The 25,043-nt window shown below is 70.6% G+C and carries 21 protein-coding genes; 4 read left to right on the forward strand and 17 right to left on the reverse strand.

Annotated elements, in window-relative coordinates; translation table 11 throughout:
• Nucleotides 1–44 precede the first annotated feature (44 nt).
• The 6 genes from rplS to ACFY3C_RS23345 form a co-directional block, all read right to left on the reverse strand.
• Complete coding sequence (gene rplS / locus ACFY3C_RS23320) at nt 45–395, reverse strand: 50S ribosomal protein L19 (protein WP_055704359.1); 351 nt, start codon at nt 393–395, stop codon at nt 45–47.
• Nucleotides 396–530: 135 nt separating this feature from the next.
• A complete protein-coding gene (gene trmD / locus ACFY3C_RS23325; RefSeq protein ID WP_390772098.1) occupies nt 531–1,364 on the reverse strand; it encodes a tRNA (guanosine(37)-N1)-methyltransferase TrmD in 834 nt (277 codons plus the stop codon).
• The gene (gene rimM / locus ACFY3C_RS23330) at nt 1,364–1,906 is read right to left on the reverse strand and encodes a ribosome maturation factor RimM (protein ID WP_386576484.1); all 543 of its coding nucleotides are present in this window, start codon (nt 1,904–1,906) and stop codon (nt 1,364–1,366) included. Before rimM ends, trmD begins: the two co-directional genes overlap by 1 nt.
• A gap of 82 nt (nt 1,907–1,988) precedes the next feature.
• Nucleotides 1,989–2,228, reverse strand: a complete 240-nt coding sequence (locus ACFY3C_RS23335; protein WP_005479813.1) for an RNA-binding protein — start codon at nt 2,226–2,228, stop codon at nt 1,989–1,991.
• 5 nt (nt 2,229–2,233) lie between these two features.
• A complete protein-coding gene (gene rpsP / locus ACFY3C_RS23340) occupies nt 2,234–2,653 on the reverse strand; it encodes a 30S ribosomal protein S16 (protein WP_071370664.1) in 420 nt (139 codons plus the stop codon).
• Nucleotides 2,654–2,953: 300 nt separating this feature from the next.
• On the reverse strand, nt 2,954–3,556 hold the full coding sequence (locus tag ACFY3C_RS23345; RefSeq protein WP_386576485.1) for a hypothetical protein: 603 nt from the start codon (nt 3,554–3,556) through the stop codon (nt 2,954–2,956).
• A 522-nt stretch (nt 3,557–4,078) separates the two neighbouring features.
• On the opposite strand from ACFY3C_RS23345, the gene ACFY3C_RS23350 reads away from it, so the two are divergent.
• Nucleotides 4,079–4,939 carry a class I SAM-dependent methyltransferase gene (locus tag ACFY3C_RS23350; RefSeq protein ID WP_386576486.1) on the forward strand — a complete coding sequence of 287 codons (861 nt, stop codon included), beginning with the start codon at nt 4,079–4,081 and terminating at the stop codon, nt 4,937–4,939.
• Here the strand turns inward: ACFY3C_RS23350 and ftsH are convergent.
• The 6 genes from ftsH to ACFY3C_RS23380 all read right to left on the reverse strand — a co-directional run bounded on the left by ftsH (nt 4,936) and on the right by ACFY3C_RS23380 (nt 14,577).
• Entirely contained in the window at nt 4,936–6,870 is a 1,935-nt protein-coding gene (ftsH, locus tag ACFY3C_RS23355) for an ATP-dependent zinc metalloprotease FtsH (RefSeq protein ID WP_386576487.1), read from the reverse strand. The genes ACFY3C_RS23350 and ftsH overlap by 4 nt on opposite strands.
• Nucleotides 6,871–6,960: 90 nt before the next feature.
• Nucleotides 6,961–8,511: a signal recognition particle protein gene (gene ffh / locus ACFY3C_RS23360; protein ID WP_386576489.1), complete on the reverse strand. Its 1,551-nt coding sequence runs from the start codon at nt 8,509–8,511 to the stop codon at nt 6,961–6,963.
• An 83-nt stretch (nt 8,512–8,594) separates the two neighbouring features.
• Nucleotides 8,595–11,045 (reverse strand): [protein-PII] uridylyltransferase, encoded by a 2,451-nt coding sequence (locus tag ACFY3C_RS23365; RefSeq protein WP_390772099.1) that lies wholly within the window; start codon nt 11,043–11,045, stop codon nt 8,595–8,597.
• 26 nt (nt 11,046–11,071) lie between these two features.
• Nucleotides 11,072–11,410, reverse strand: a complete 339-nt coding sequence (locus tag ACFY3C_RS23370) for a P-II family nitrogen regulator (RefSeq protein WP_030990174.1) — start codon at nt 11,408–11,410, stop codon at nt 11,072–11,074.
• Nucleotides 11,407–12,750 (reverse strand): ammonium transporter, encoded by a 1,344-nt coding sequence (locus ACFY3C_RS23375; RefSeq protein ID WP_386576491.1) that lies wholly within the window; start codon nt 12,748–12,750, stop codon nt 11,407–11,409. The genes ACFY3C_RS23370 and ACFY3C_RS23375 overlap by 4 nt, the downstream gene beginning before the upstream one ends.
• Before the next feature lie 342 nt (nt 12,751–13,092).
• Nucleotides 13,093–14,577: a hypothetical protein gene (locus tag ACFY3C_RS23380; protein ID WP_386576492.1), complete on the reverse strand. Its 1,485-nt coding sequence runs from the start codon at nt 14,575–14,577 to the stop codon at nt 13,093–13,095.
• Between the two features lie 457 nt (nt 14,578–15,034).
• On the opposite strand from ACFY3C_RS23380, the gene ACFY3C_RS23385 reads away from it, so the two are divergent.
• The gene (locus ACFY3C_RS23385) at nt 15,035–15,697 is read left to right on the forward strand and encodes a bifunctional DNA primase/polymerase (protein ID WP_390772100.1); all 663 of its coding nucleotides are present in this window, start codon (nt 15,035–15,037) and stop codon (nt 15,695–15,697) included.
• A gap of 84 nt (nt 15,698–15,781) precedes the next feature.
• On the opposite strand, the gene ftsY is transcribed toward ACFY3C_RS23385, so the two are convergent.
• Complete coding sequence (gene ftsY / locus ACFY3C_RS23390; RefSeq protein WP_386576494.1) at nt 15,782–16,984, reverse strand: signal recognition particle-docking protein FtsY; 1,203 nt, start codon at nt 16,982–16,984, stop codon at nt 15,782–15,784.
• Between the two features lie 369 nt (nt 16,985–17,353).
• On the opposite strand from ftsY, the gene ACFY3C_RS23395 reads away from it, so the two are divergent.
• Both ACFY3C_RS23395 and ACFY3C_RS23400 read left to right on the forward strand, forming a co-directional pair.
• On the forward strand, nt 17,354–18,325 hold the full coding sequence (locus tag ACFY3C_RS23395; RefSeq protein ID WP_389182316.1) for an LLM class flavin-dependent oxidoreductase: 972 nt from the start codon (nt 17,354–17,356) through the stop codon (nt 18,323–18,325).
• A 52-nt stretch (nt 18,326–18,377) separates the two neighbouring features.
• Nucleotides 18,378–18,563 (forward strand): hypothetical protein, encoded by a 186-nt coding sequence (locus tag ACFY3C_RS23400; protein ID WP_386576497.1) that lies wholly within the window; start codon nt 18,378–18,380, stop codon nt 18,561–18,563.
• Nucleotides 18,564–18,680: 117 nt separating this feature from the next.
• Here the strand turns inward: ACFY3C_RS23400 and ACFY3C_RS23405 are convergent, their stop codons facing one another.
• The 4 genes from ACFY3C_RS23405 to ACFY3C_RS23420 form a co-directional block, all read right to left on the reverse strand.
• Entirely contained in the window at nt 18,681–20,096 is a 1,416-nt protein-coding gene (locus ACFY3C_RS23405; RefSeq protein WP_386576498.1) for a sugar porter family MFS transporter, read from the reverse strand.
• A gap of 204 nt (nt 20,097–20,300) precedes the next feature.
• Nucleotides 20,301–23,888 (reverse strand): chromosome segregation protein SMC, encoded by a 3,588-nt coding sequence (gene smc / locus ACFY3C_RS23410; protein WP_390772101.1) that lies wholly within the window; start codon nt 23,886–23,888, stop codon nt 20,301–20,303.
• A gap of 244 nt (nt 23,889–24,132) precedes the next feature.
• Nucleotides 24,133–24,336, reverse strand: a complete 204-nt coding sequence (locus ACFY3C_RS23415) for a hypothetical protein (RefSeq protein ID WP_023546484.1) — start codon at nt 24,334–24,336, stop codon at nt 24,133–24,135.
• 382 nt (nt 24,337–24,718) lie between these two features.
• Complete coding sequence (locus ACFY3C_RS23420) at nt 24,719–25,000, reverse strand: acylphosphatase (RefSeq protein WP_386576500.1); 282 nt, start codon at nt 24,998–25,000, stop codon at nt 24,719–24,721.
• Nucleotides 25,001–25,043 lie beyond the last annotated feature (43 nt).

Consider the following 25,043-nt stretch of genomic DNA (forward strand, 5'->3'; position numbering starts at 1 on the left):
GGAGCCAGATGTTATCCGGCTCCGCTGTGACCCCGGGAAAGCGCTCAGCTCTCGCGCTTCTCCTTGATCTTCGCGGCCTTGCCGCGCAGGTCACGGAGGTAGTACAGCTTGGCGCGGCGCACGTCACCACGGGTGACCAGCTCGATCTTCTCGACGATCGGGGTGTGCACCGGGAAGGTGCGCTCGACGCCGACGGAGAACGAGACCTTGCGGACCGTGAAGGTCTCGCGGACACCGGAGCCCTGGCGACGGATCACAACGCCCTTGAACTGCTGCACACGGGAGCGGTTGCCCTCGATGACGCGGACGTGGACGTTGACGGTGTCACCCGGGCGGAAGGCCGGGATGTCGCTGCGCAGCGACGCGGCGTCGACGGAGTCGAGCAGGTGAGACATTTCGTCTGCTTTCTTCGCTGATGCCACAGGTCATCAACGGGAGCTAGGTGTTTGCATGAAGCCGTGTGCGGGTCGGAACGGGCGTCGTGTCCCCCTGTGGCAGGGGCGCACGCCGGACGGACGCACAACAGCGGTCTATTCTTCCACGCCCTCGGCCCGACGCCAAAATCGACCGTACGGCTTCCCGTCCGGGTCGGGTTCCCAGCCCAGGATGGAGAGCATCTCGCGGTCCTTCTTGTCGAAGGCCTTGGGGTCGCAGCGCTCGATCAGGTCGGGCCGGTTGGCCGTCGTGCGCTTCAGGGCCTCGTCGCGGCGCCAGCGGGCGATCTTGCCGTGGTGGCCGCTGAGCAGCACCTCCGGGATGTCCCGGCCGCGCCAGACGGGCGGCTTGGTGTAGACGGGGCCTTCCAGGAGATTGGCCATCGCGCCGGGCGCGAAGGAGTCGTCCCGGTGGGACTCGGCGTTGCCGAGGACGCCGGGCAGCAGCCGGGCCACGGCCTCCGTGACGACCAGGACGGCCGCCTCGCCGCCGGCGAGCACGTAGTCGCCGATGGAGACCTCGTAGACGGGCATCCGGGTGGCGTACTCGTCCATGACGCGCCGGTCGATGCCCTCGTAGCGGGCCGGGGTGAAGATCAGCCAGGGGCGCTCGGAGAGTTCGACCGCGAGTTCCTGCGTGAAGGGGCGGCCGCTCGGAGTGGGCACGATCAGCGCGGGTGCCGCTGCGCCGGTCTCGTAGCCGTCGGCGAGGACCGTGTCCAGGGCATCGCCCCAGGGGTCGGTCTTCATGACCATGCCGGGGCCGCCGCCGTACGGGGTGTCGTCGACGGTGTTGTGCCGGTCGTACGTCCAGGACCTCAGGTCGTGCACGTGCACGTTCAGCTGTCCGCGCGCGCGTGCCTTGCCGACCAGGGAGACGTTCAGCGGCTCCAGGTACTCGGGGAAGATCGTGACGACGTCGAGGCGCATCAGGACTCGTCCCGGGTCGAGTCGATCACCGCGCGGTCGTCGATCAGGCCCGGCGGAGGCGCGATGACCGCCTTCTGCTCCTCCAGGTCGATCTCGGTGACGATCTCCTCCACGAAGGGGATCATCACCTCGCTGCCGTCGGGGCGCTCCACGATGAAGAGGTCCTGGGAGGGCAGGTGCGAGATCTCGGTGATCCGGCCGACCTCCGTGCCGTCCTCGGTGACCACGTCGAGGTCGATGAGCTGGTGGTCGTAGTACTCGTCCTCGTCCTCGGGGAGTTCCTCGGGGTCGATCTCGGCGATCAGCAGGGTGTTGCGCAGGGCCTCGGCGGCGTTGCGGTCGCTGACGCCCTCGAAGCGCAGCAGCAGGCGGCCGCTGTGGACGCGGCCGGTGGCGATGGTGAGGGGCCCGGTGGAGGCCGGGTCGGTGGCCAGAACGGCGCCCGGGGCGAGCCGGAGCTCCGGCTCGTCGGTACGTACCTCGACGGTGACCTCGCCCTTGATGCCGTGGGCGCGGCCGATCCGCGCGACTACCAGCTGCACGTGTACAGATCTCCTGTCATACGACTGCGGGCCGGGGACGGCCCAGTGGCCCTCCCCGGCCCGAGCCGGTTGCGATGAAGCGTCAGCGGACGTGGTCCACGTCGACGAGGTCGACGCGGACACCGCGGCCGCCGATGGCGCCCACGACGGTACGCAGAGCGCGCGCGGTACGACCGTTGCGGCCGATCACCTTGCCGAGGTCGTCGGGGTGGACCCGGACCTCCAGCACGCGCCCGCGGCGCAGGTCGCGCGAGGCGACCTGCACATCGTCAGGGTTGTCGACGATGCCCTTCACGAGGTGCTCAAGCGCCTCTTCGAGCATGCTGCTCAGGCCTCGGTCGACTCGGACTCGGCGGCCGCCTCGTCCTTCTTCTCAGCCTTCTTCTTCTGGGTGATCGCCTCACCCTTGCCCTCGTCGTCACCGCCGAGAGCCTCGAACGACGGACGCGCGGCCTTCGGGGCGGCAACGAGCAGCGGCGCCGGGGCGGGCTCGCCCTTGAACTTCTGCCAGTCGCCGGTCTTCTTCAGGATGGCGAGGACGGGCTCGGTCGGCTGCGCGCCGACACCCAGCCAGTACGCCACGCGGTCGGCGTCCACCTCGATGACCGACGGGTTGTAGGTCGGGTGGTACTTGCCGATCTCCTCGATCGCACGGCCGTCACGGCGAGTGCGGGAGTCGGCGACGACGATGCGGTAGTGAGGCGAACGGATCTTGCCCAGACGCTTCAGCTTGATCTTGACTGCCACGGGAGTGGATTCTCCTGGATTTGACGTGGTTGGGCACGGCGAGCTGCCGCGTGGGGTTGCGGTACCCGAATGCCCGATGGACGCGTCAGCCGGAGGAGAGAGGGGTCCTGTGCGGCTGTCGAGTACAGCTAGCCATTGTGCCATACCCCGCGGGTCGCTTCCGGCCGGGGGTGATCGGGGTGCGGCTGGGCGCGGGTCAGCGGCACCCGGCGTGGAGGTGAGATCACGTCGGGTGCGCCGCCCGGTGCTGTGAAGTTGCCGTGCGCGAGTGGAATGCGGCTGCCACGAGCAGTCGCAGTCTCAGCTCGCCGCCGCCCCCACGACCTCCGGGATGCGGAACGGTTTGCCGCAGCCGCCGCACACGATGGGAGCCTGGGCCAGGACCGACGGGACCACCCGGACGTTGCGCCCGCAGTCGCAGACGGCCTTCACGCGAACGCCGCCGCCCGAGGAGCCGTGCCGGGCCGCCGGGCCGCGGAAGGTGCGGGAGGTGTCGGCGGAGGTGGCCACCGTGTGGGCCTTCAGTGCGCGCTGGAGCCGCTCGATGGTCGGGCGGTAGCGGCGCTTGGCCTCGGGGTTGAGCGTGACCAGGGAGAAGCCGCTGCTGGGGTGCGGTTCCTCGGGGTGGTCCAGGCCCAGCTCCTCGGCGATCGCGAGGAATCTGCGGTTGTGGTAGCGGCCGGCCCGGGAGGTGTCGCGCACGCCGCGGGCGGCGGCGATGCCGTGGACTGCCTCATGGAGCAGTCGCTCGAAGGAGAGTTCGTGACCGCACGCGGACGACGACTCCCCGATCAGGGACTCTGGCGCGGCAAGGTCCGGCAGCTCGGGGTGGTACCGCTGAATGTCGGCCCACGCCTGCGCCAGCTCTGCGGCGAGAACAGGTGTTGTCTGTGTCGTGCTCACGTAATCACAACGAGCGGGGGTGCCGCTGTGTTCCTATTCCGGGCCATCCCAAATAATTTGCACGTACCCGTCAGTTGGCACTGATGCGTCCTGACGAGGGCGGGTGCGCTGATCTGCGGATAAGCCGCACAGCTCATACCAAGCCGGTGCGTACTCTGACGTACGAACAGCCGTGTAGCGGCGGGACGACGGTGGGCGGCGGATGCGCAAGACGTGTTTCGGTCGCTCTCGCACGAGGCCGTCACCTCAGTCAGCGTCCGCGACGCCCGTGACGTTACCCGGCCCGTACCCGCCCCCGGCCACCGGCCCGCCCCGGGCAAGTGGACACCGTACGGTCACCCAGATTGCGTGGATGTGAAATCTCGCCACACTCGGCACGCGCCCCCAAGCCGGGCCACACGACCCCTGGACGGCACCGCGAGCCGGGAGTTACCTGGCATACGTGGATAGTGCGAGCGCACGGCACGGGGGCCACGCAATCGGGCACTGCGGCGAACTGTCGGCGGAATGGGGCGCTTACCTATGACACCTACGCTCGTGCGGGAACACCTGTCTCACCCGGGCTCCGTACCGCCCCGGGTGAACCTGTGCGCACGCGCGCGTGACTGGTCCGAGATCCAGGAGCGGATGCTGGTGCCGCTCTACGAGACCGTCTACGAGCGACTTGAAGTGGGCCCTGCCACGCGGCTGCTGGGCCTGCGCTGCGGTTCCGGACTCGCTCTGCTGATGGCGGCCTCCAGAGGGGCCGCGGTCACCGGTGTCGACTCCTCCCCCGAAAGGCTCGCCCTCGCGCGCGAGCGCCTGCTGCCGGACGATCCGCGCGGTACGCGCGCGCGTACCCGCACGAGAGTCGTCGAGGGTGCCCCGAAGGACGCGGCCGACGCGGAGACGCCCCCCTACACCCTGGTGACCGTCTTCGAGCCGATCGGCTGTCTGGCGGGCGACTCCGAGGGGCTCGGCGAGCTGCTGGCGGCCGCGCTGCCGCTGGCCGGGCACGGTGCGGCCGTGGTGCTGGCCGGCTGGGGCCCGCCGGAGCGCTGCGCGACCTCCTCGGTGCTGCGGGTGGCGACGAAGCTGGCCGATCCCCTGCGCAGCGCGCGCAGCTGGCGCCCCGCCCTGCGCGACGACCTGGAGGAGGTCGCCCAGCGGGCCGGTCTGAAACCGGACGGCTCGGGGCGGGTGGCCTGCCCGTTCGGGTACGCCGACCCCGACAGCGCCGTACGCGGTCTGCTGTCGACGGGCCTGTTCGACGCGGCGGTCGCGGCAACCGACCGCAAGCAGGTGGACAAGGAGCTGACGGAGGCGCTGCATCCGTACCGGCGCCCGGACGGCACCGTGTGGATGCCGAACGTCTTCCGTTACCTGATCGCCCGTGTGCGCTAAGCCTCCGAGTCCTTGCTGAGGCGTGTGATCCCGGCGATCCGGTAGGCGTCCGCCTCCTCCAGCGTCTCGTTCTCCAGCAGCGCCCGCGCCAAGGCGTCCAGCTGGCCGCGGTGGTCGCGGAGTTTGCGGCACGCCTCCTCGTAGCACTCGTCGACGATCCGGCGCATCTCGGCGTCGATCACGTCGAGGGTCTGCGGTGCGGCCGACAGCCCGTACGCCTGCTGGGCATCGCTCGGGAGGGCGGACAGACGGCCGACGCGCTCGCTCATGCCCCAGCGGGCCACCATCCCGCGCGCGATGTTGGTGACCTGCTCGAGGTCGTTCTCCGCGCCCGTGGTGACGACTCCGTAGACGACCTCTTCGGCCGCCATGCCGCCCAGGGCGCCGATGATCCGACCGCGCAGGTACTCCTCCGAGTGCGCGTAGCGCTCCACCTCGGGCGTGGACATCGTCACCCCGAGCGCCCGGCCGCGCGGAACGATGGTGATCTTGCGGACCGGGTCGGCGCCGGGCTGCAGCATGCCGAGCAGAGCGTGGCCGCTCTCGTGGTACGCGGTGCGGCGGCGGTCCTCCTCGGGCATCACGAGGGTGCGCTCCGCGCCCAGCTGGACCTTCTCCAGGGCCTCGGACAGGTCGGCCTGGGTCACCTGCTCCTGCTTGCGCTTGACCGCGAGCAGAGCGGCCTCGTTGGCGAGGTTGGCCAGATCCGCACCGGTCATGCCCGGGGTGACACGCGCCATCTGAGGCAGGTCCACGTCGGATCCGAGCGGGATGTCCCGGGTGTGGATCCGCAGGATCGCCTGGCGTCCGTTACGGTCCGGCGGGGCCACGTTGACCACCCGGTCGAAGCGGCCGGGCCGGGTCAGCGCCGGGTCCAGGATGTCCGCGCGGTTCGTCGCCGCGATGACGATCACGCCCTCCGAACCCGAGAAGCCGTCCATCTCCGTGAGGATCTGGTTCAGCGTCTGCTCACGCTCGTCGTGGCCGCTGACCGAGGCGCCGGCGCCGCGCACCCGTCCGATGGTGTCGATCTCGTCGATGAAGATGATCGACGGTGCCACCTTGCGGGCCTCGGCGAACAGCTCGCGGACCCGGGACGCGCCGACACCGACGATCATCTCGATGAACTCGGACGCCGAGGCGGAGAAGAACGGCACGCCCGCCTCCCCCGCGACCGCTCGTGCCAGCAGGGTCTTGCCCGTGCCGGGCGAACCCGCGAGCAGCACGCCCCGGGGCATCTTCGCGCCCATCCTGCGGTAGGTGTCGGGGTGTTTCAGGAAGTCGACGACGTCGTCCAGCTCACCCTTGACCTCGTCGATCCCGGCCACGTCGGCGAACGTCGTGCGCCCGGTGCCCGGCCTCAGCTCGACCGGCTTGGGCGGCGCCTTGCGCCCGAACATGCCGCCCGCACCGCCCAGACCCGCACCGAACCGCCGTGCGAAGAAGATCCACACCGCGACCACGATGGCGATCGGGATCAGGGAGATCAGCAGGTTGGACAGGAGGCTGCGCTCCTGCACGACGGGCCGCGCCGTCACCGTGACGCCGTGGCTGCTCAGGTTCTGCCACAGCTTGTCGTCCGCGAAGGCCGGTCGCTGCGTCTTGAACTTGGTGTACTTGCCGCCACCGTCCGGATTGCTCTGGGCGGTCTTGAGCTGCCCCTGGATGGCATCGCCCTTGGAGTAGATCTTGGCGACGTTGCCGTCGCCGACCTGCTTGCTGAATTCCGTGTACGAGATCGTCGGCTGGTTGCCCTGGCCGAGGTAGTTCAGCCCTATGTAGGCCAGCAGGAAGACGATCACCGCGGTGACGAGCAGTCCCCACCATTTGCCGCCCCTGCGTCCGCCGGTCCGCCGGGGCGACTCATCCGGTGTGCCCTCGGCGCGCCACGGCTGGTCAGGAGCCTTGCGCGGGGGCGCCGCATCGCTCATATCTGGACGTTACGGCACATCACGGTCCCAGGCACGCGCAGGGGGCGCCCCCCTGACGGAGAGGCGCCCCCAGTGGCGTACGAGCGGGACTCAGCCCATGAACTTCTTGAACTCGTCCGGGAGCTCGAAGTCCTGACCGCCCTGCTGCGGCAGCCCGAAGGCGCCGCCGCCCTGAGCGGCGGCCTCGCGGCGCTGGGCCGCCTCCAGCTCCTGCTGCTTGCGCTTCATCGGGTTGCCGGAGCGCTGCTTGCCCTTGGCCTGCTTCGGCTGCTTCTTCTGCCGGCCGGCGCCGCCGCCCATGCCCGGGATCCCCGGCATGCCGGGCATGCCGCCGCCCTGGGCCATGCGGGACATCATCTTGCGGGCCTCGAAGAACCGCTCCACGAGACCCTTCACCGCGCTGACCTCGACACCGGAACCCTTGGCGATACGGGCGCGGCGCGAGCCGTTGATGATCGTCGGGTCCTGGCGCTCGCCCGGGGTCATCGACTTGATGATCGCGGCCGTGCGGTCGACGTCCCGCTCGTCCAGGTTGTTGATCTGGTCCTTGATCTGGCCCATGCCCGGGAGCATGCCGAGCAGCTTGGAGATGGAGCCCATCTTCCTGACCTGCTCCATCTGGGCCAGGAAGTCGTCCAGGGTGAAGTCCTGGCCCTTCTTCGACGCCAGCTTGGAGGCCATCTTGGCGGCCTCTTCCTGGCTGAACGTCTTCTCCGCCTGCTCGATCAGGGTGAGCAGGTCACCCAGGTCGAGGATGCGGGAGGCCATGCGGTCCGGGTGGAACGCGTCGAAGTCCTCGAGCTTCTCGCCGTTCGACGCGAACATGATCGGCTTGCCGGTGACCTGGCGGATCGACAGGGCGGCACCACCGCGGGCGTCACCGTCGAGCTTGGAGAGCACCACGCCGTCGAAGCCGACGCCGTCGCGGAAGGCCTCGGCGGTGTTGACGGCGTCCTGACCGATCATCGCGTCGACGACGAACAGGATCTCGTCCGGAGAGACGGCGTCGCGGATGTCCGCAGCCTGCTGCATCATCTCCTGGTCGATACCGAGACGGCCGGCGGTGTCCACGATCACGATGTCGTGGACCTTGGTCCGCGCGTGCTCGATGGAGTCCTTGGCGACCTTGACCGGGTCACCGACGCCGTTGCCCGGCTCCGGGGCGTAGACGGCGACACCGGCGCGCTCGGCGACGACGCTCAGCTGGTTGACGGCGTTGGGGCGCTGGAGGTCGGCGGCGACGAGCAGCGGCGAGTGGCCCTGCTCCTTGAGCCACTTGCCGAGCTTGCCCGCGAGGGTGGTCTTACCGGCACCCTGCAGACCAGCCAGCATGATCACGGTCGGGGGCTGCTTGGCGAAGCGCAGACGCCGGGTCTCGCCACCGAGGATGGTGACGAGCTCGTCGTTGACGATCTTCAGAACCTGCTGGGCCGGGTTCAGCGCCTTGGAGACCTCGGCGCCGAGCGCGCGCTCCTTGACGTTCTTGATGAACGTGCGCACGACAGGCAGGGCCACGTCCGCTTCGAGGAGCGCGATCCGGATCTCGCGCGCGGTGGCGTCGATGTCCGCCTCGGAGAGCCGTCCCTTGCCGCGCAGGTTCTTGAAAGTCGCTGACAGGCGATCGGAGAGAGTGTCGAACACGGCGCTCGCGGTCCTCGGGGTCGGTGATGGCTGCTGGGAATCGCCCTCCAGGGTATCCCGGCGATGAACTCATCGGGGAAGGGTCATCCCCTCAGGGTCTCCTCGAGCACCCGGGCCAGCGAGTTCGCGTCCGGTCCCGGCAGGGGTGCGCCCGCTCCGGTGGTGACGTAGAACGCGTCGACGGCGTTGGCGCCCAGGGTGCTGACGTGCATGCTGCGCACCCGTACCCCGGCCTTCTCCAGGGCCATCCCGATCCGGTGCAGCAGTCCGGGGGCGTCCTGGGTCCGCACCTCGATCACCGTGGCGTGGCGGGAGGCCGCCGGGGCCACCGTCACACGGGGCGGCGGGGCCACCCAGCCGCGGCGGCGCGGGTAGGCCGCGTCCCGCTCGGCGAGGCGGCCCGCGATGTCGAGGGAGCCGTCGAGGGCGCGGACGAGGTCGGCGCGCAGCCGGGCGGCCTGCGGCAGGGAGCCGTACTCGGCCGCGACCCGCCAGTTCAGCAGCAGGACCGAGCCGTCGTCGACGTCGTCGGGCAGGCTCAGGGCGCTCAGCTCGGCCGTGCGGACGGTCAGGCGGTGCACGGCGAGAACACCGGCGACCGCGGGCAGCACGGCGGGCTGGTCGGGTACGGCGATGAGCAGCTCCACGCCGAGCGGCTCGGGCGCGCCGGAGGCCTCGTCGTCGGGCACCGGCTCCTTCTGTGCGCGCAGGGCGAGGACCGGGCTGCCGGTGCGGAAGGCCTCGATGGCGAGGCGTTCCTGCTCGGCCGTCGGCGCGGCGGGCTCGGGTTCCTCGGGGGCGTCCCCGGCGAGGACGGCGGCGACACGCCGTACGAGGTCGGCGACGAGGGAGCCGCGCCAGGACGACCAGGCGGCCGGGCCGGTGGCCAGGGCGTCCGCCTCGGTGAGGGCGTGCAGGAGCTCCAGCGTGCTCTGGGTGCCGACGGCCTCGGCGACCGAGCGGACGGTCGCGGGGTCCTCCAGGTCGCGCCGGGTGGCCGTTTCGATGAGCAGGAGGTGGTGCCGTACGAGCGTGGACAGCACCGCCACGTCCGTGCGGTCGAAGCCGATCCGGGCGGCCACGTCCTTGGCGATGATCTCGCCGGCCACGGAGTGGTCGCCGGGCCAGCCCTTGCCGATGTCGTGCAGCAGGGCGGAGACGAGAAGCAGGTCGGGGCGGCTGACCCGGCGGGTCAGCTCGGAGGCGCGGACCGCCGTCTCGATCAGGTGCCGGTCCACGGTCCAGATGTGGACGGCGTTGCGCTGTGGGCGGCAGCGGACCCGCTCCCAGTCCGGCAGGAGGTGGCTGATCAGGCCCTCCGCCTCCAGGGCCTCCCAGACCTCGACGGTCGGGCGGCCGGAGCCGAGCAGGGTCACCAGCTGTTCGCGGGCCTCGGCGGGCCAGGGCGTGGGCAGGGGGCGCACGGTGGCGGCCATGCGCCGTACGGCGTGCAGGGAGAGCGGGAGTCCGGCCTGCGCCGCGGCGGCCGCGGCCCGCAGGGGCAGCACGGGGTCGCGTTCGGGGCGTGCGGTCCGGGCGAGCACCACCTCGCCGTCCTGCTCCACCACCCCCTCGGCCAGCGGGGAGCGCTCGGCGACCGGCTTGCCGCCGCCCAGCATGGCGCGCAGGCGCGGGCGGACGGCGCGCGAGCGCAGCACGCGCCCCACCTCGCGCCAGGTGACGTCACTGGCGTACGAGATCACGCGCGCCGATTCATAGACCTGCCGCAACAGGGTGTCGGCGTCCAGCAGGCCCAGCTCGGCCGCGACCTGGTCCTGTTCCTGCAGTGCGAGCCGGTCGGTGGCCCGGCCGGTGGCCAGGTGCAGGGCGTCTCGGACGTCGAGCAGGCGCCGGCGTGCGTCGGCGAGGCCCTCGCGCGGGGCGTCGGCCAGCCAGGAGGCGGCCACGGCGCGCAGGGCGGTGGCGTCCCGGAGACCGCCGCGGGCCTCCTTGAGGTCGGGCTCCAGGAGGTACTGCAGCTCGCCCTGGCGTTCGGCGCGGTCGGCGCAGAGTTCCTGGAGTTCGGGGAGGCGCTTGGGTGCCTGGTTGCGCCAGTCGGCGAGGACGGCCGTGCGCAGTCCGGCAGTGAGGCCGAGGTCGCCGGCGAGGTGACGGGCGTCCAGGAGGCCGAGTTGGACTTTCAAATCCTCTCCGGCCGTCTTGCGGGCCTCCGCGGGGGTGCGCACGGAGTGGTCGAGGGCGAGGCCCAGGTCCCAGACGGGGTACCAGAGGCGGTCGGCCAGGGCGGCGATCGCGCCGGGGTCGCTCCCGTCGTGCAGCAGCAGGAGGTCGAGATCGCTGCGCGGGGACAGCTCACCGCGGCCGTAGCCGCCCACGCCGACGAGCGAAACGCCCTTCATGCCGTCGGCCGCAGCCGTGAAGAGTCCGGCGAGCCAGTCGTCGGTCAGTTCGGCGAGGGCGGCACGGCGCGGCGGCCCGGACCGCGCCCCCTCGCTGAGGAGGCGCAGCCGGGCCGCCGCGTAGCCGCTGGGTCCCGAGTCATCCGCTTCGTTCCGCACATCCGTACCCGTCACCCAGCGACTCCTGTCCTTCTGTCGTGTCAGAGCGCGTCCGGGCCGCGCTCGCCGGTACGGACTCGTACGGCCGTCTCGACCGGCAGGGACCAGACCTTGCCGTCACCGATCTTGCCGGTGCGGGCCGCCTTGACGATGACCTCGATCAGCTGCTCGGCGTCGTCGTCCTCGGCCAGTACCTCGATGCGGATCTTGGGGACCAGGTCGACGGTGTACTCGGCACCGCGGTAGACCTCGGTGTGGCCCCGCTGACGACCGTAACCGCTTGCCTCGGTGACCGTCAGCCCGTGGACGCCGAAGGCCTGCAGGGCCTCCTTGATCTCGTCCAGCCGGTGGGGCTTGACGACTGCGGTGATGAGCTTCATGCGTCCACCTTCTTGCTCTGCGCGGCGGCCACGGCCGGGGCGTGGGCGGCGGATCCGATGACACCGCCGCCGGCGCCGCTGAAGTCGTATGCGGTCTCGGCGTGCTCCGCCTGGTCGATGCCCGAGATCTCCTCGTCCTCGGTGACCCGCATGCCGATGGTCTTGTCGAGGAGGAAGGCGAGGACCGCGGAGACGATCAGGGAGTAGGCGAGGACCGCGCCGACACCGGCGCACTGCTTCCACAGCTGGGTCCAGCTGTGGTCGCCGTAGAGGACACCGGTCGCGGTGGACTGGCCCTTTCCGGTGGCGAAGAAGCCGATCAGCAGGGAGCCGATGATGCCGCCGACCATGTGGACGCCGACGACGTCGAGCGAGTCGTCGTAGCCGAACTTGAACTTCAGACCGACGGCCGCGGCGCAGGCGACACCGGCGATGGCGCCGACGGCGATCGCGCCGAGCGGGGAGACCGCGCCACCGGACGGGGTGATCGCGACCAGACCGGCGACCGCACCGGAGGCGGCACCCAGCGTGGTGAACGCGCCGTGCCGGATCTTCTCGTAGGCGAGCCAGGCCAGCATGGCGGCAGCCGTCGCGACCTGCGTGTTGACGAACATCAGCGCGCCGACGCCGTCGTCGTTGCCGAGCCACGAGCCGGCGTTGAAGCCGAACCAGCCGAACCACAGCAGACCGGCACCGAGCATGACCAGCGGGAGGCTGTGCGGGCGCATCGGGTCCTTCTTGAAGCCGACGCGCTTGCCGATGACCAGGATCACGCCGAGCGCCGCGGCACCCGCGTTGATGTGGACCGCCGTACCACCGGCGAAGTCGATCACGCCGAGCTTGTAGGCCCAGCCGTCGGCGCCCCAGACCCAGTGGGCGACCGGCACGTAGACGACCGTGACCCACAGGGCGATGAAGAGCGACCAGGCCGAGAACTTGACGCGGTCCGCGAGGGCGCCGCTTATCAGGGCCGGCGTGATGATCGCGAACATCATCTGGAAGACCATGAAGACGAAGATCGGGATGGTGTAGCCGTCCCACAGCTCCGTCAGTCCGATGTTGCTGAGCCCGAACCAGTCGGAGTTCCAGCCGATGAGGCTGTTGTTCGTGCCGAAGGCGAGGGAGAAGCCGTAGAGCACCCAGAGAATGGTGACGATGCCCATGCTGATGAAGCTCATCATCAGCATGTTGAGGGTGCTCTTGACTCGGACCATGCCCCCGTAGAAGAAGGCGAGGCCCGGGGTCATGATCAGCACCAGGGCGGAACAGATGAGCATGAAGCCTGTGTTCGCGGCGGACAACTTGGGTGCCTCCGCGGCAAGCGTGATGGCTGGTGCCATCGGCGTCTCCTCGTCGGTTGGTACGGCCCCGTGCGGGCGGTGCCTGAGCGGTCCGGTCAGTGAGGGGTGGGCCGGTTATGCGCCATGAGATTGGCGCAGCGCGGTTTCGACGGAAGCCCCTCGTTGTTTCGCCGGGGTGACGAAGGCGCCTGGCGTGTTACGCGTCCATGAACTGGATGATGTCCGGCGCGCCGATCGTTATCGTGGCGCAACCTTCTCCGGAGGATCCCTCCGGCGGAAAAGGGCCGACCGCGGCGGGCCTTCCGATGACCTGGCATGGGGGAGCCGAGTCGGGCAGTTCGGGAGGACCGGCCGCGGCCGGGGCATGCGTGTCCTGCGATGTCAGACGGCCTCGGCGGTCTCCGGGAGGTCGACGGCGAGCTGGTCGGAGAGGCCGACGACGGCGCTGAGATCACCGAAGTCGCGCACGGCCGTGTCGACCGTCTTTCGAATACGAGTGTTCACACGCTCCGAGCGGACCTTCTTGGCGATGTCCATGGCCTGCGAGGCGTACTCCGTGCTGCGCTCGGGCTCGCGCTGGAGCAGGTGCACGGTGGCCATGCCGATCAGGTTCAGCGCGTACGACCGCTGGTGCTCGCTGTCCTTGGCGAACAGGTCCACCGCCCGCGCCATCAGCGGCTCGGCCAGCGAGGCGTAGGTGGGGCTGCGTCCGGCGACGTAGGCGAGGTCGCGGAAGGAGTGGGAGTTCTCCCCGTACAGCTCGGCCTCGGAGAAGAAGCGGATCCAGTCGGGGTCGGGCTCGTCCCACTCGTCGGCCTCGGCGAAGGTGTTCTCGGCCATCCGGACCGCCCGCTTGCACTTGCCGGGCTGGCCCATGTTGGCGTAGGCGCGGGCCTCCATCGCATACAGCATGGCCTGGGTGCGCGGGCTCGCGCAGTCACGGCTGCCGTACTGGGCGAGGTGGATCAGCTCCAGGGCGTCGTCGGGCCGGCCGAGATGGATCATCTGGCGGCTCATGCTGGACAGGACGTACGAGCCGAGCGGCTTGTCGCCGGCCTCCTTGGCGGCGTGCAGGGCGAGGACGAAGTACTTCTGCGCCGTGGGCTGGAGCCCGACGTCGTACGACATCCAGCCGGCCAGCTCGGCCAGCTCGGCGGCGACCTTGAAGAGCTTGCGGGCGGTGGCCTCGGGCTGGGGTTCCTGGAGAAGGTCGGTGACCTCGTGCAGCTGGCCCACGACCGCCTTGCGGCGCAGGCCGCCGCCGCACTGGGCGTCCCACTGGCGGAACATCCGGGTGGTGGACTCCAGCAGGTCCAGCTCGGGCTTGGACAGCCGGCCGGGCCTGCGGGACTCGAAGACGGGCTCGAACTCGAGCTCGGACGGGGCCGACGAGGAAGGGGCCGGCACGAGCCAGCGCTGCATGGGCTCGATGAGGGACGGGCCCGCGGACAGGGCCAGCGAGGTCCCGAGGAAGCCGCGCCGCGCCAGCATCAGGTCGCTGCGCGAGAACTCGCTGAGCAGGGCCACCGTCTGCGGACCCGTCCAGGGCAGGTCGACGCCGGACGCGGAGGGTGACTGACGGGCGGCGCGCAGACCGAGGTCCTCGATGGAGACGACACAGCCGAAGCGCTCCGAGAACAGCTCGGAGAGGATCCGCGGGATCGGCTCGCGCGGGTTCTCCCCGTCCAGCCAGCGGCGCACCCGTGAGGTGTCCGTGGAGATGTGGTTGGCACCCAACTGGCGTGCCCGGCGGTTCACCTGACGGGCCAGCTCGCCCTTGGACCAGCCGCTGCGCACGAACCACGAACCGAGCAGCTCGTTGGGGCGCTTGTCAGCGTTCATTCCGCTACCGCCGTTGCCGCCCACTGGAACGCCCCCATCCCTGAGACCACTTGTCGCCGAATGCGCCAAGCCCTATCAGAATGCCGGTAAATACGGCCTCTCGTCCGCCGGTTCTCACTCTTCGAACGAGTTGACGACTCGCCTCCGGCATACCCACGGGTGCATATGCCCCCAGGACTCGCACACTCACAGTAATCCTACGATCACCCGTCCAGCCATGGCGATCCCTGAAACGCCACCATTCGCCACCCCTTCGAATGAACTCACGATGGCCTCCTCGCGATTCACTTGACATAGGACGGCCGGAAGTGGGCGGAGTGATGCACACAGGGGCGCGTGAACTCCCATGCACCACCCGTGGCACTGCAAAGCGCCGCCTTGGCCTCACAGGAGTGAGGGGAGGCGGACTCGTAGCGTCACGTTCCGCTTCCATCTCGCTCCGTGTCGTAACCACCGGCGCGCTGGACCCGTTGGAGGGGGCATGGGCTTCACGATCGGCGGCATTCGCGAGATCCGCTCCGGCACGCGTCGACGCGGCCGCTCGTCGGAGTGCACCGCCGTCGCCGAGTTCACCGGGCTGTGGGGCTGGGACGTGGTGCCGGGCGCACGGGCGGCGGCGGGCACCTGCTCCTGCGGGCACCCGGACTGTGCGGCGCCGGGCGCGCACCCGCTCGACTTCGCGCCGCAGGTCTCGGCCGGGGCCACGCTCGACGAGGTGTCCAAGGCGTGGGCCGAGTTCCCGGGCGCGTCCGTGATGCTGCCCGTCGGCCGCGCGTTCGACGTCGTCGAGGTCGCCGAGCGCGCCGGGCGCCGCGCCCTGGTCCGTCTCGAACGCATGGGCCTTCCGCTCGGCCCGGTAGCCGCGACCCCGGACGGCCGCACCCACTTCTTCGTCGCCCCCGGCGCCGCCGCCGAGCTCCCCCAGCTGCTCTACCGCATGGGCTGGGACGACCCGTCCGCCCTGGATCTGCACGGCCTCGGCCCGGGCACGTACATCACCGCCCCGCCCTCCGACCGGGGGGGCCTAGGCCCGGTGCGCTGGCTGCGCCCGCCGGCCCTGGACTCGGCGACCCGGCCACCGGCGGCACGGCTGCTGCTGGGCACGCTGGCGTATGTGGCGCACCGGTCGCGGGCCCGCGCCTAGCGCACAAGGCGAAGCGCCCGTCCCCAACTACACCTTGGGAGCGGGCGCTTCTTTGAAAGTGGGAGTAAATTTACCCCCCGGCGGTCAGTCACCGATAAGGGCATCCACGAACGCCTCCGGCTCGAACGGCGCCAGGTCGTCCGCGCCCTCGCCGAGGCCGATCAGCTTGACCGGCACACCCAGCTCGCGCTGGACCGCGACCACGATGCCGCCCTTGGCCGTGCCGTCCAGCTTGGTCAGCACGATGCCGGTGATGTCCACGACCTCGGCGAACACCCGGGCCTGCACCAGACCGTTCTGGCCGGTGGTGGCGTCGAGGACGAGCAGCACCTCGTCCAGCGGCGCGTGCTTCTCGACCACGCGCTTGACCTTGCCCAGCTCGTCCATGAGGCCGGTCTTGGTGTGCAGACGCCCTGCGGTGTCGATGAGGACGACGTCGACCCCCATCTCCTTGCCTTCCTTGACCGCGTCGAAGGCGACGGAGGCGGGGTCGCCGGCCTCCGGCCCGCGCACGGTGTAGGCGCCGACGCGCTCACCCCAGGTCTGCAGCTGGTCGGCGGCGGCGGCCCGGAAGGTGTCGGCCGCACCCAGGACGACGGTACGGCCGTCGGCGACCAGGACTCGGGCGAGCTTGCCGGTGGTGGTGGTCTTGCCGGTGCCGTTGACGCCGACGACCATCACGATGCCGGGCTTGCGGTCCTCGGGCTCGGTCTTGACCGTGCGGTCGACTTCGGTGCCGACGAGCTTGAGCAGCTCTTCGCGCAGCAGGCCGCGCAGTTCCTCGGGGGTGCGGGTACCGAGCACCTTCACGCGCTCGCGCAGCCGCTCGACCAGCTCCTGCGTGGGCTGCACGCCGACGTCGGCGGTGAGCAGCGTGTCCTCGACCTCCTCCCAGGTGTCCTCGTCGAGGTGCTCGCGGGACAGCAGCGTGAGCAGGCCCTTGCCGAGGGCGTTCTGCGAGCGGGACAGGCGGGCGCGCAGGCGGACCAGCCGCCCGGCGGTGGGCTCCGGGATCTCGATCTCGGGAGCCTCGACAGAGGGGGGCTCCTCCACGGCGACCGGTGCCGAGCCGCCGGGGAGATCCACCTCCTCGATCGTCCGGCGCGGTTCGTCGCGCGGCGTCTCGGCCTCGTCGCCGACGTGCGGCTCGGCCGGGGGCGCGGTGATGTCGGGCGCGGCGGGCGGCGGCGGGGGCAGCGGCTTCCTGCGCCGGCTGCCGACGATGAGCCCGCCGAGCGCGCCGAGCACGACCACGGCGATGACTACAGCAAGGATGACGGTTTCCATAACGGCTCCAGTATGCGCGACCCCCCTGCTCGGTCCGTCGTTCTGCGGTGCGGGCCGCGTGCCCCCGGGCCGGGCCGGCCCGCCGCCTGGCTTCAAGCCTGCGGGAAGCCCTTGAAGGGGGAGTCACAACCCGTCCGGTGTCAGCTGCGCAGCGTGCGCTGATCCGGGTCGCCCACTGGGCTGGGAGACGATCAACGCGGTGACCGGCGCCTACGCACCGAGTACGACGGCGCGGCCATGACCGACACCACCCGCACGCCGCAGGCGGCGGCGGAGGCAGCGAAGGCCGAGGAGGCCGAGCCTCTGGCCGTCTGACGCCCCGTCAGCTACCGTCCCCCTCCACCGAGTAGTACCGGAGGGGGACTTTCCATGCCCGTCACGGTCGTGCGTTTCAACCTCGTCGCTCCCGGCGCCGCCCCCGCCTCCCTCGCCGCCCGCTACCGGGCCGCCCTGGAGATGGCCGCGTACGCGGACGAGCACGGGATCACCACCGTCCAGACCGAGGAGCACCACGGCGCCGACAACAACTGGCTGCCGTCGCCGTTCGCCTTCGCGGGCGCGGTGTTCGGGGCGACCCGGAACATCGCGGTGACGGTGTCGGCGGTGATCGGCCCGCTGCACGATCCACTGCGGCTGGCCGAGGAGATCGCCGTACTGGATCTGCTCAGCGGCGGCCGGCTGGTGACGGTGGCCGGGATCGGCTACCGGCCCGAGGAGTACGCCCTGTTCGACGTGGACTGGAAACGGCGCGGCCGGCTGCAGGACGAGTTGCTGGAGACCCTGCTGAGGGCGTGGACCGGCGAGGAGTTCACGTACCGGGGCCGTACGGTACGGCTCACCCCGCGCCCGTACACCGATCCGCACCCCCTGCTGCTGGTCGGCGGTTCCTCGAAGGCCGCCGCCCGCCGGGCCGCCCGGCTCGGTCTGCCGTTCTTCCCGAGTGCGCATCTGCCGGAGCTGGAGGCGTACTACAAGGAACAGCTCACCGTGTTCGGCACCGAGGGCTGGACGATGATGCCCGCGGCCGAGACCCCGCTGCTGCACCTCGCCGAGGATCCGGACCGGGCGTGGTCCGAGTACGGCGAGCACTTCCTGCACGAGGCCCGGACCTACGCCTCCTGGCAGTCCGGCGACATCCGCTCGGCGGTGCGGTCGGCGGCCACGACGGTCGAGGAGCTGCGCGCCGAGGGCGTGTACCGGATCCTCACGCCGGAGCAGTGCGTGGCGCAGGGTCTGGACAGTCTCGTCCTGCATCCGCTGGCGGGCGGGATGCCGGTGGAGGAGGGCTGGCGCAGCCTGCGGTTGTTCGCGGAGCGGGTGCTTCCGGCGCTGGGGGGCTGAGCTGATGCGACAACCGCTCTCCGGTCTGGTCCGGCGGTGATCCACTGGGCCCATGACGCTTGGCGTGGACGTGGTCGTCCGGGGACCGAACGGCGAGTTCGACGTGCTCGACGTGCCCGAGAGGTGCGACGACTCGGCCGGGTTCGAGTCCTGGCGCTGGAAGGTGTGGGGATCGGACGTGGTGCGCTCGCCGGGTGCCCGTTACCTTCCCCTCGGCGCCCGCGTCCTCATCTGGTGACCACGCCCGTACGACACACCGCCGCCCCCGGTCCGGGCAGTGGCCGGGCCGGGGGCGACGGACGGTACGAGGAGCCGGGCAGCGGGGACTTGGCCCGTCTCCTCGGGACTGTGGGGTCTAGCCCATCTCCTCCAGCGCCTTGCCCTTCGTCTCCTTGACGAACTTCAGGACGAACGGGATGGAGAGCGCGGCGAACACCGTGTAGATCACGTAGGTGCCGGACAGGTTCCAGTCGGCCAGCGACGGGAAGCTCGCGGTGATGGCCCAGTTGGCGATCCACTGCGCGGCGGCGGCCACGCCCAGGGCGGCGGCGCGGATCTTGTTCGGGAACATCTCGCCGAGCATGACCCAGACGACCACGCCCCAGGACAGGGCGAAGAAGAGGACGAACACATGGGCGGCGACCAGGGCGATCCAGCCCTGGGTCGCGGGCAGCTTGCCGTCGACCAGGTGGTGGGAGAACGCCCAGGCCTCCAGCGCGAGGCCGACGGCCATGCCGACCGAGCCGATGAGCGCCAGCGGCCTGCGGCCGACGCGGTCCACGAAGATCATCGCGATCACGGTGCCGACGATGTTGATGATCGACGTCGTGAAGGAGTAGAAGAACGAGTCCGTCGGGTCGACACCGACCGACTGCCACAGCGTCGAGGAGTAGTAGAACGCGACGTTGATGCCGACGAACTGCTGGAAGACCGAGAGGCCGATGCCGATCCAGACGATCGGCTTGAAGAAGAAGCCACCGCCGAGCAGGTCCTTGAAGGTGGACTTGTGCTCGCTGTTCATCGCCTGCTCGATCTCGGCGACACGGGCGTCCAGGTCACGGTCCTGACCCTCGACCTCGGCGAGGATCTCGCGGGCGCGGTCACGCTTGCCGACGGAGATCAGGAAGCGCGGGGACTCGGGGATCGCGAAGGAGAGCAGGCCGTACAGCACGGCCGGGACGACCATCACGCCGAGCATGACCTGCCAGGCCTCCAGGCCCATCAGCTTGCCGCGCTGGTCGCCGCCGGCGGCGCCCAGCAGGCCCCAGTTGACCAGCTGCGAGATGGCGATGCCGATGACGATCGCGGCCTGCTGGAAGGAGCCGAGGCGGCCGCGGTACGCGGGCGGGGCGACCTCGGCTATGTAGGCGGGGCCGATGACCGAGGCCATGCCGATGGCGAAGCCGCCGACGACGCGCCAGAGGGCGAAGTCCCACAGCGAGAAGGGCAGGGCCGACCCGACGGCGCTGACCGTGAACAGCAGGGCGGCGATCTGCATCACGCGGATACGGCCGATCCGGTCGGCCATGCGGCCGGCGGTCGCGGCGCCGATGGCGCAGCCGATCAGGGCGATGGCGATGACCTGGGCGAGGGCCGCGGAGCCGATGTCGTAGCGGTCACGGATGGCCTCGACGGCGCCGTTGATCACGGAGCTGTCGTAGCCGAACAGGAAGCCGCCCATCGCGGCCGCCGCCGCGATGAAGATGACGTGCCCGAGATGCTCGGGGTGAGCCGTCCTGGCTCCTTGCTGTGCCTGCGCTGTGCTGGTCACGAAAAAAACTCCTCGGGCCACGGCAACGCTGCCGGGTGGGGGTGAGCCCTCTCAGGTGGTGACACCTGAAGGTAAAAGCAACGTTGCAGAGACTATGCCTTCAAGTTTCGAAGTCAATAGTTCATCTGCTGTGAGTTTTGAGATAGGCGGAAGGGCTCTGTGTTCAAGAAGTAAAGACAGAGTTAGTTGATCTTGAGGGTTTGTCTAGCGGAGCCGCTGAGAGATGACCTTCGACACGCCGTCGCCCTGCATGGACACGCCGTAGAGCGCGTCGGCGACCTCCATCGTGCGCTTCTGGTGCGTGATCACGATCAGCTGCGAGGACTCCTGCAGCTCCTGCATGATCCGGATCAGCCGCTGGAGGTTGGTGTCGTCCAGGGCGGCCTCGACCTCGTCCATGACGTAGAACGGGCTCGGCCGGGCCTTGAAGATCGACACCAGCATCGCCACCGCGGTCAGCGACCGCTCGCCGCCGGAGAGCAGGGACAGCCGCTTGACCTTCTTGCCCGGCGGGCGGGCCTCGACGTCGACACCCGTGGTGAGCATGTTGTCGGGGTCGGTCAGGATCAGCCGCCCCTCGCCGCCCGGGAAGAGGCGGCTGAAGACGCCCTCGAACTCGCGGGCGGTGTCCCGGTAGGCCTCGGTGAAGACCTGCTCGACGCGCTCGTCGACCTCCTTCACGACCTGGAGCAGGTCGGCGCGGGTCTTCTTCAGGTCTTCGAGCTGCTCGCTGAGGAACTTGTGGCGCTCCTCCAGCGCGGCGAACTCCTCCAGGGCGAGCGGGTTCACCTTGCCGAGCTGCTGGTAGGCGCGTTCGGCGGCCTTGAGCCGCTTCTCCTGCTCACCGCGCACGAACGGCCTCGGCCGGTTGCGCGGGTGCTCGGGGTCCTCCGGCAGCTCCTCGCCCTCGGCGGGCGGGGACGGCGGTACGAGCTGATGGGGGCCGTACTCGGACATGAGCCCCGCGGGCTCCACGCCCAGCTCCTCCAGCGCCCTGGTCTCCAGCTGCTCGATCCGCAGCCGCTTCTCGGCGCCGAGCACCTCGCCGCGGTGGACGGAGTCGGTGAGCTTGTCCAGCTCGGCCTTGAGGTCGCGGCCGGTGGTGCGCGCGGCGGTCAGCTCCCGCTCCCGCGCGGCCTTGGCGGCCTCGGCCGCGGCCCGCTCCTGCTCGGCGCGGGTCAGGGACACCTCGACATGCGCGAGCAGCTGGCGTGCGCCGGAGGCGACGGCCTCCGCGACGGCCGCCTCGTGCCGCAGCCGCGCCCGCCGCTGCTCGGCACGCACGCGTGCCTCGCGCTCCGCGCGGGCGGCGCGGTCCAGCGAGTCGGCCCGCCCGGCGAGCCCCTTCACCCGCTCCTCGTGCGTACGGACCTGGAGCCGGGCCTCCATCTCGGTCTGCCGCGCGTTGGCGCCGTCGGCCGCGAGCCGGTCCCGCACCGAGGTGTCCGGCTCCTCCTCGACCGGCATCTCCTCGGCGACGGCCAGCCGTTCGGCCAGCTCCTCGGCGTCCTGTACGGCCTTGTCGAGCGCTTCCTGCGCGCGTGCCGCAGCCGCCGTGGACCGCTCGGCCTCCCCGGCGGCACCGCGCGCCTGCCCGGCGAGCCGGCCCAGCTGCTGGGCCACGCCCGACTTCTCCCGGTCGGCGGCCCGGCGCCGCTCCCCCAGTTCCTCCACGAGCGCGGCGGCCTCGGTGCGCCGCGCGGTCGCCGCGTGCTGCGCCTCGGTGAGTTCCTCGCACCGCACCGCCAGCTCCTCCAGCTCCGCGGCGGCCTCGTCCACGGAGGCCTGTACCTCCAGCAGACTGGGCGCCCCGGCCGACCCGCCGTGCGCGAAGTGCGCGCCGAGCAGGTCGCCCTCGGCGGTGACGGCGGTCAGCTCGGGGTGGGCGTAGACGAGGTCCTCGGCGTCTTCGAGCGTGCCCACGACGACGATGCCGCGCAGCAGGCGGCGTACGGCGGGCATGAGTTCGGCGGGGCCGCGGACCAGGTCGGCGGCGAAGGGGTGTCCCTCGGGGCCGGGGCTGCCCGGGGTGCCGGCATCCGGGCCGTGCTCCCTCGAACCGCTGCCCTCCGGCACCCCCGCCAGCAGCAGCGCCGCTCGCCCGCCGTCCTGCTTGCGCAGGAGCCGGATCGCCTCGGCCGCCGATGCCGGTGTCGTCACGGCGATGGCGTCGGCCGCCGCGCCGAAGGCCGCGGCCAGGGGAACCTCGTGGCCCGGGGTCACCGTCAGCAGTTCCGCTGCCGGGCCGAGGAGTCCGGTGAGGCGGTCCCGGGCGCCCAGCAGTATGCCGGTGCCGTCCTTGCGCCTGAGGCCCAGCGCCAGCGCCTCGCGTCGGGCCTGGGTCGCGGCGCGCCTGCGTTCGGCCGCGGTGGCGGCCTCGCGGGCCGCGCTCAACGCGGACTCGGCCTCGGCGAGCCGCCGTTTCGCCGCCTCGTGCTGTTCGGCCAGGTCCGCGTCGCCGGCGTCGAGGCCGTCGACCTCGGCCTTGAGGGCCTCGTACTCCTCCTGGGCGGCGACGGCACGTTCCTGCGCCTCGTCGCGGGCGGCGGCCAGACGGTCGATCTCGGACTGGGCGGCTGCTGCTCGCGAACGGGCCGCGTTGACCTGGCCGCCCAGCCGGGCCAGGCCCTCGCGGCGGTCGGCGATCGCTCGGGCCACGTCCTTCAGGCGCCGCTCCTCGACGGCCAGTTCACGCTCCAGCTCGGCGCGGTGCGCGACCGTGTCCTCCAGGGCCCGCTCGGCCGCCTCCAGGGCTGCCTCCAGCTCGGCCTCCTGCTCGCGGATGCGGGCGGCCTCGCGCTCCATGTCCTCGGGATCGCGGCCGCGCCGCTCCTCGGGGGGTGCGGAGGTGGCGCTCTTCACCCGGGCATCGGCCAGCGAGATCGTGCCGCGCACCCGCTCGGCCAGCTGGGACAGCTCGTACCAGGTCTGCTGGGCGCGCTGCAGGCGCGGGGTGAGCTGCCGTACCTCGTCCTCCAGCAGGGCCTCCCGCTGGAGCGCCTTCTTCAACTCCTGCTCGGCGGTTTCCTTGCGCTCCTTCAGGGCCGCCTCGTCGGCGATCTCGGTCTTCAGGGCCTCGCGCAGGCGTACGAGGTCGTCGGCGAGCAGCCGCAGGCGCGCGTCGCGGAGGTCGGCCTGGATGACGGCGGCCCGGCGGGCGACCGCGGCCTGGCGGCCGAGCGGCTTGAGCTGGCGGCGCAGCTCGTCGGTGAGGTCCTGCACGCGCGCGAGGTTGGCCTGCATCGCGTCCAGCTTCCGCAGCGCCTTCTCCTTGCGCTTGCGGTGCTTGAGCACACCCGCAGCCTCCTCGATGAAGGCGCGGCGGCCCATCGGGTCCGCGTGCAGGACGGAGTCGAGCTGGCCCTGGCCGACGATGACGTGCATCTCGCGGCCGATGCCGGAGTCGGACAGCAGATCCTGGATGTCCAGGAGACGGCAGGTGTCGCCGTTGATCTGGTACTCGCTGCCGCCGTTGCGGAACATGATCCGCGTGATGGTGACCTCGGCGTACTCGATGGGCAGCGCCCCGTCGGAGTTGTCGATGGTCAGGGACACCTCGGCGCGGCCCAGCGGCGGGCGGCCGGTGGTGCCGGCGAAGATGACGTCCTCCATCTTGCCGCCGCGCAGCGACTTGGCGCCCTGCTCGCCCATGACCCAGCTGAGCGCGTCCACGACGTTGGACTTGCCCGAGCCGTTCGGGCCGACGACACACGTGATACCCGGTTCGAACCGGAGCGTGGTCGCCGAGGCGAACGACTTGAACCCGCGGAGGGTCAGGGCCTTGAGGTGCACGCCGCTGGACTCTACCTTCCGCCGCTATCTCACTCCACGAACACTCGCAACCCCACGGTTTCGCCGTTGAACATGCAGGGCACACCAGACGTTAAAGACAGTGAAAGGATGCGGGGGAAAGAAAGAAGGGACGCCGAAGCGTCCCTTGCAACTCTGACGGCTGGGTCTCAGTCGTCTGACAACTGTGCGGTTGATTACGGGCAGCCCAACCGCTGCGACTGCTGTTGTGGAGCTGATGCAGCGATCAGGTGAGCGCAGGCTCCGCCTGGTGTGCGTCGATGCTCTCCATGATCCTGTCCTGAGAGGCGGCAGCCGTCAGCGCGTCGTTCTCCGCCTGGATCCGTACGAGCTCGGACTCCAGGTCCTGGACACGCTGCTGCAGCCGTCGCATCTCGGCGAGGAGTCGAGGGTCGGAGCCGCCGACGTAACCGAGAAGCGCCTTTGCCATGATGGATGGTCCTCCACACTGAGTGACCGACCGATGCGGTGTGGGTCGTGAGGGATTCGCACCCGCGGTGCTTGACACACTCGAGTGTTGCTCTGCCGTTCTTACATGCCAAACAGCTAAGGTGCGCGGGGCTTTCAGCGTCTCACCAAAAAGTTTGACGGTCAACACGATCACGCCCTGTATTGGCGGGCAAACCCGGGGCGCGCAGCCTGTGAACGGCGGCGCTGCTGCTCCTGCGGGGCCCTCAGGGCGTGACGATCAGCTGTATCGGTGGAGCCTGCCATGCCTCGCCCTTCTTGGCAACCACCAGCTCATTTCTGCTCCGGGCATGTGCCCGGGGCAGATCGCCGCGGGTCGGCCTGCGGGGCTTTACAGAATCGGGTCAGCGGATGGCGAAGCCGTCGTAGCCGCCGCGGGGTGTGTCCCAGATCTCGGTGACACCGTCCACGTGCCCGGGCGTGTCGCCGCCCCCCAGCCAGTCCAGCAGCCCCTCGCAACCCACGCGCGGCCCTTCCGCGACCACCTGGACGCGGCCGTCGCCCAGATTGAGAGCAAAACCACTCAGACCGCCGATCTCCAGCGCCTTGGCCCGCGTGAACCAGCGAAAACCCACACCTTGGACGCGTCCACGGACCCAGGCAACCAGTCGAACATCCTCGCTCATGGATGCAACCTAACGGCCCAAAGTCGCTCGGAACACTTCCCCC

This window comes from Streptomyces sp. NPDC001410 (assembly GCF_042895235.1).
Lineage (GTDB): Bacteria > Actinomycetota > Actinomycetes > Streptomycetales > Streptomycetaceae > Streptomyces.

Coding starts and splice junctions, on each gene's coding strand:
- ACFY3C_RS23415 (WP_023546484.1), bottom strand. CDS start 24,336: ATGGCAAAGGCGCTTCTCGGTTACGTCGGCGGCTCCGACCCTCGACTC.
- ACFY3C_RS23400 (WP_386576497.1), top strand. CDS start 18,378: ATGACGCTTGGCGTGGACGTGGTCGTCCGGGGACCGAACGGCGAGTTC.
- ACFY3C_RS23370 (WP_030990174.1), bottom strand. CDS start 11,410: ATGAAGCTCATCACCGCAGTCGTCAAGCCCCACCGGCTGGACGAGATC.
- ftsY (WP_386576494.1), bottom strand. CDS start 16,984: ATGGAAACCGTCATCCTTGCTGTAGTCATCGCCGTGGTCGTGCTCGGC.
- ACFY3C_RS23335 (WP_005479813.1), bottom strand. CDS start 2,228: ATGCTCGAAGAGGCGCTTGAGCACCTCGTGAAGGGCATCGTCGACAAC.
- trmD (WP_390772098.1), bottom strand. CDS start 1,364: ATGCGCCTCGACGTCGTCACGATCTTCCCCGAGTACCTGGAGCCGCTG.
- ACFY3C_RS23375 (WP_386576491.1), bottom strand. CDS start 12,750: ATGGCACCAGCCATCACGCTTGCCGCGGAGGCACCCAAGTTGTCCGCC.
- ACFY3C_RS23420 (WP_386576500.1), bottom strand. CDS start 25,000: ATGAGCGAGGATGTTCGACTGGTTGCCTGGGTCCGTGGACGCGTCCAA.
- ACFY3C_RS23350 (WP_386576486.1), top strand. CDS start 4,079: ATGACACCTACGCTCGTGCGGGAACACCTGTCTCACCCGGGCTCCGTA.
- ACFY3C_RS23385 (WP_390772100.1), top strand. CDS start 15,035: ATGGGCTTCACGATCGGCGGCATTCGCGAGATCCGCTCCGGCACGCGT.
- ACFY3C_RS23395 (WP_389182316.1), top strand. CDS start 17,354: ATGCCCGTCACGGTCGTGCGTTTCAACCTCGTCGCTCCCGGCGCCGCC.
- rplS (WP_055704359.1), bottom strand. CDS start 395: ATGTCTCACCTGCTCGACTCCGTCGACGCCGCGTCGCTGCGCAGCGAC.
- ftsH (WP_386576487.1), bottom strand. CDS start 6,870: ATGAGCGATGCGGCGCCCCCGCGCAAGGCTCCTGACCAGCCGTGGCGC.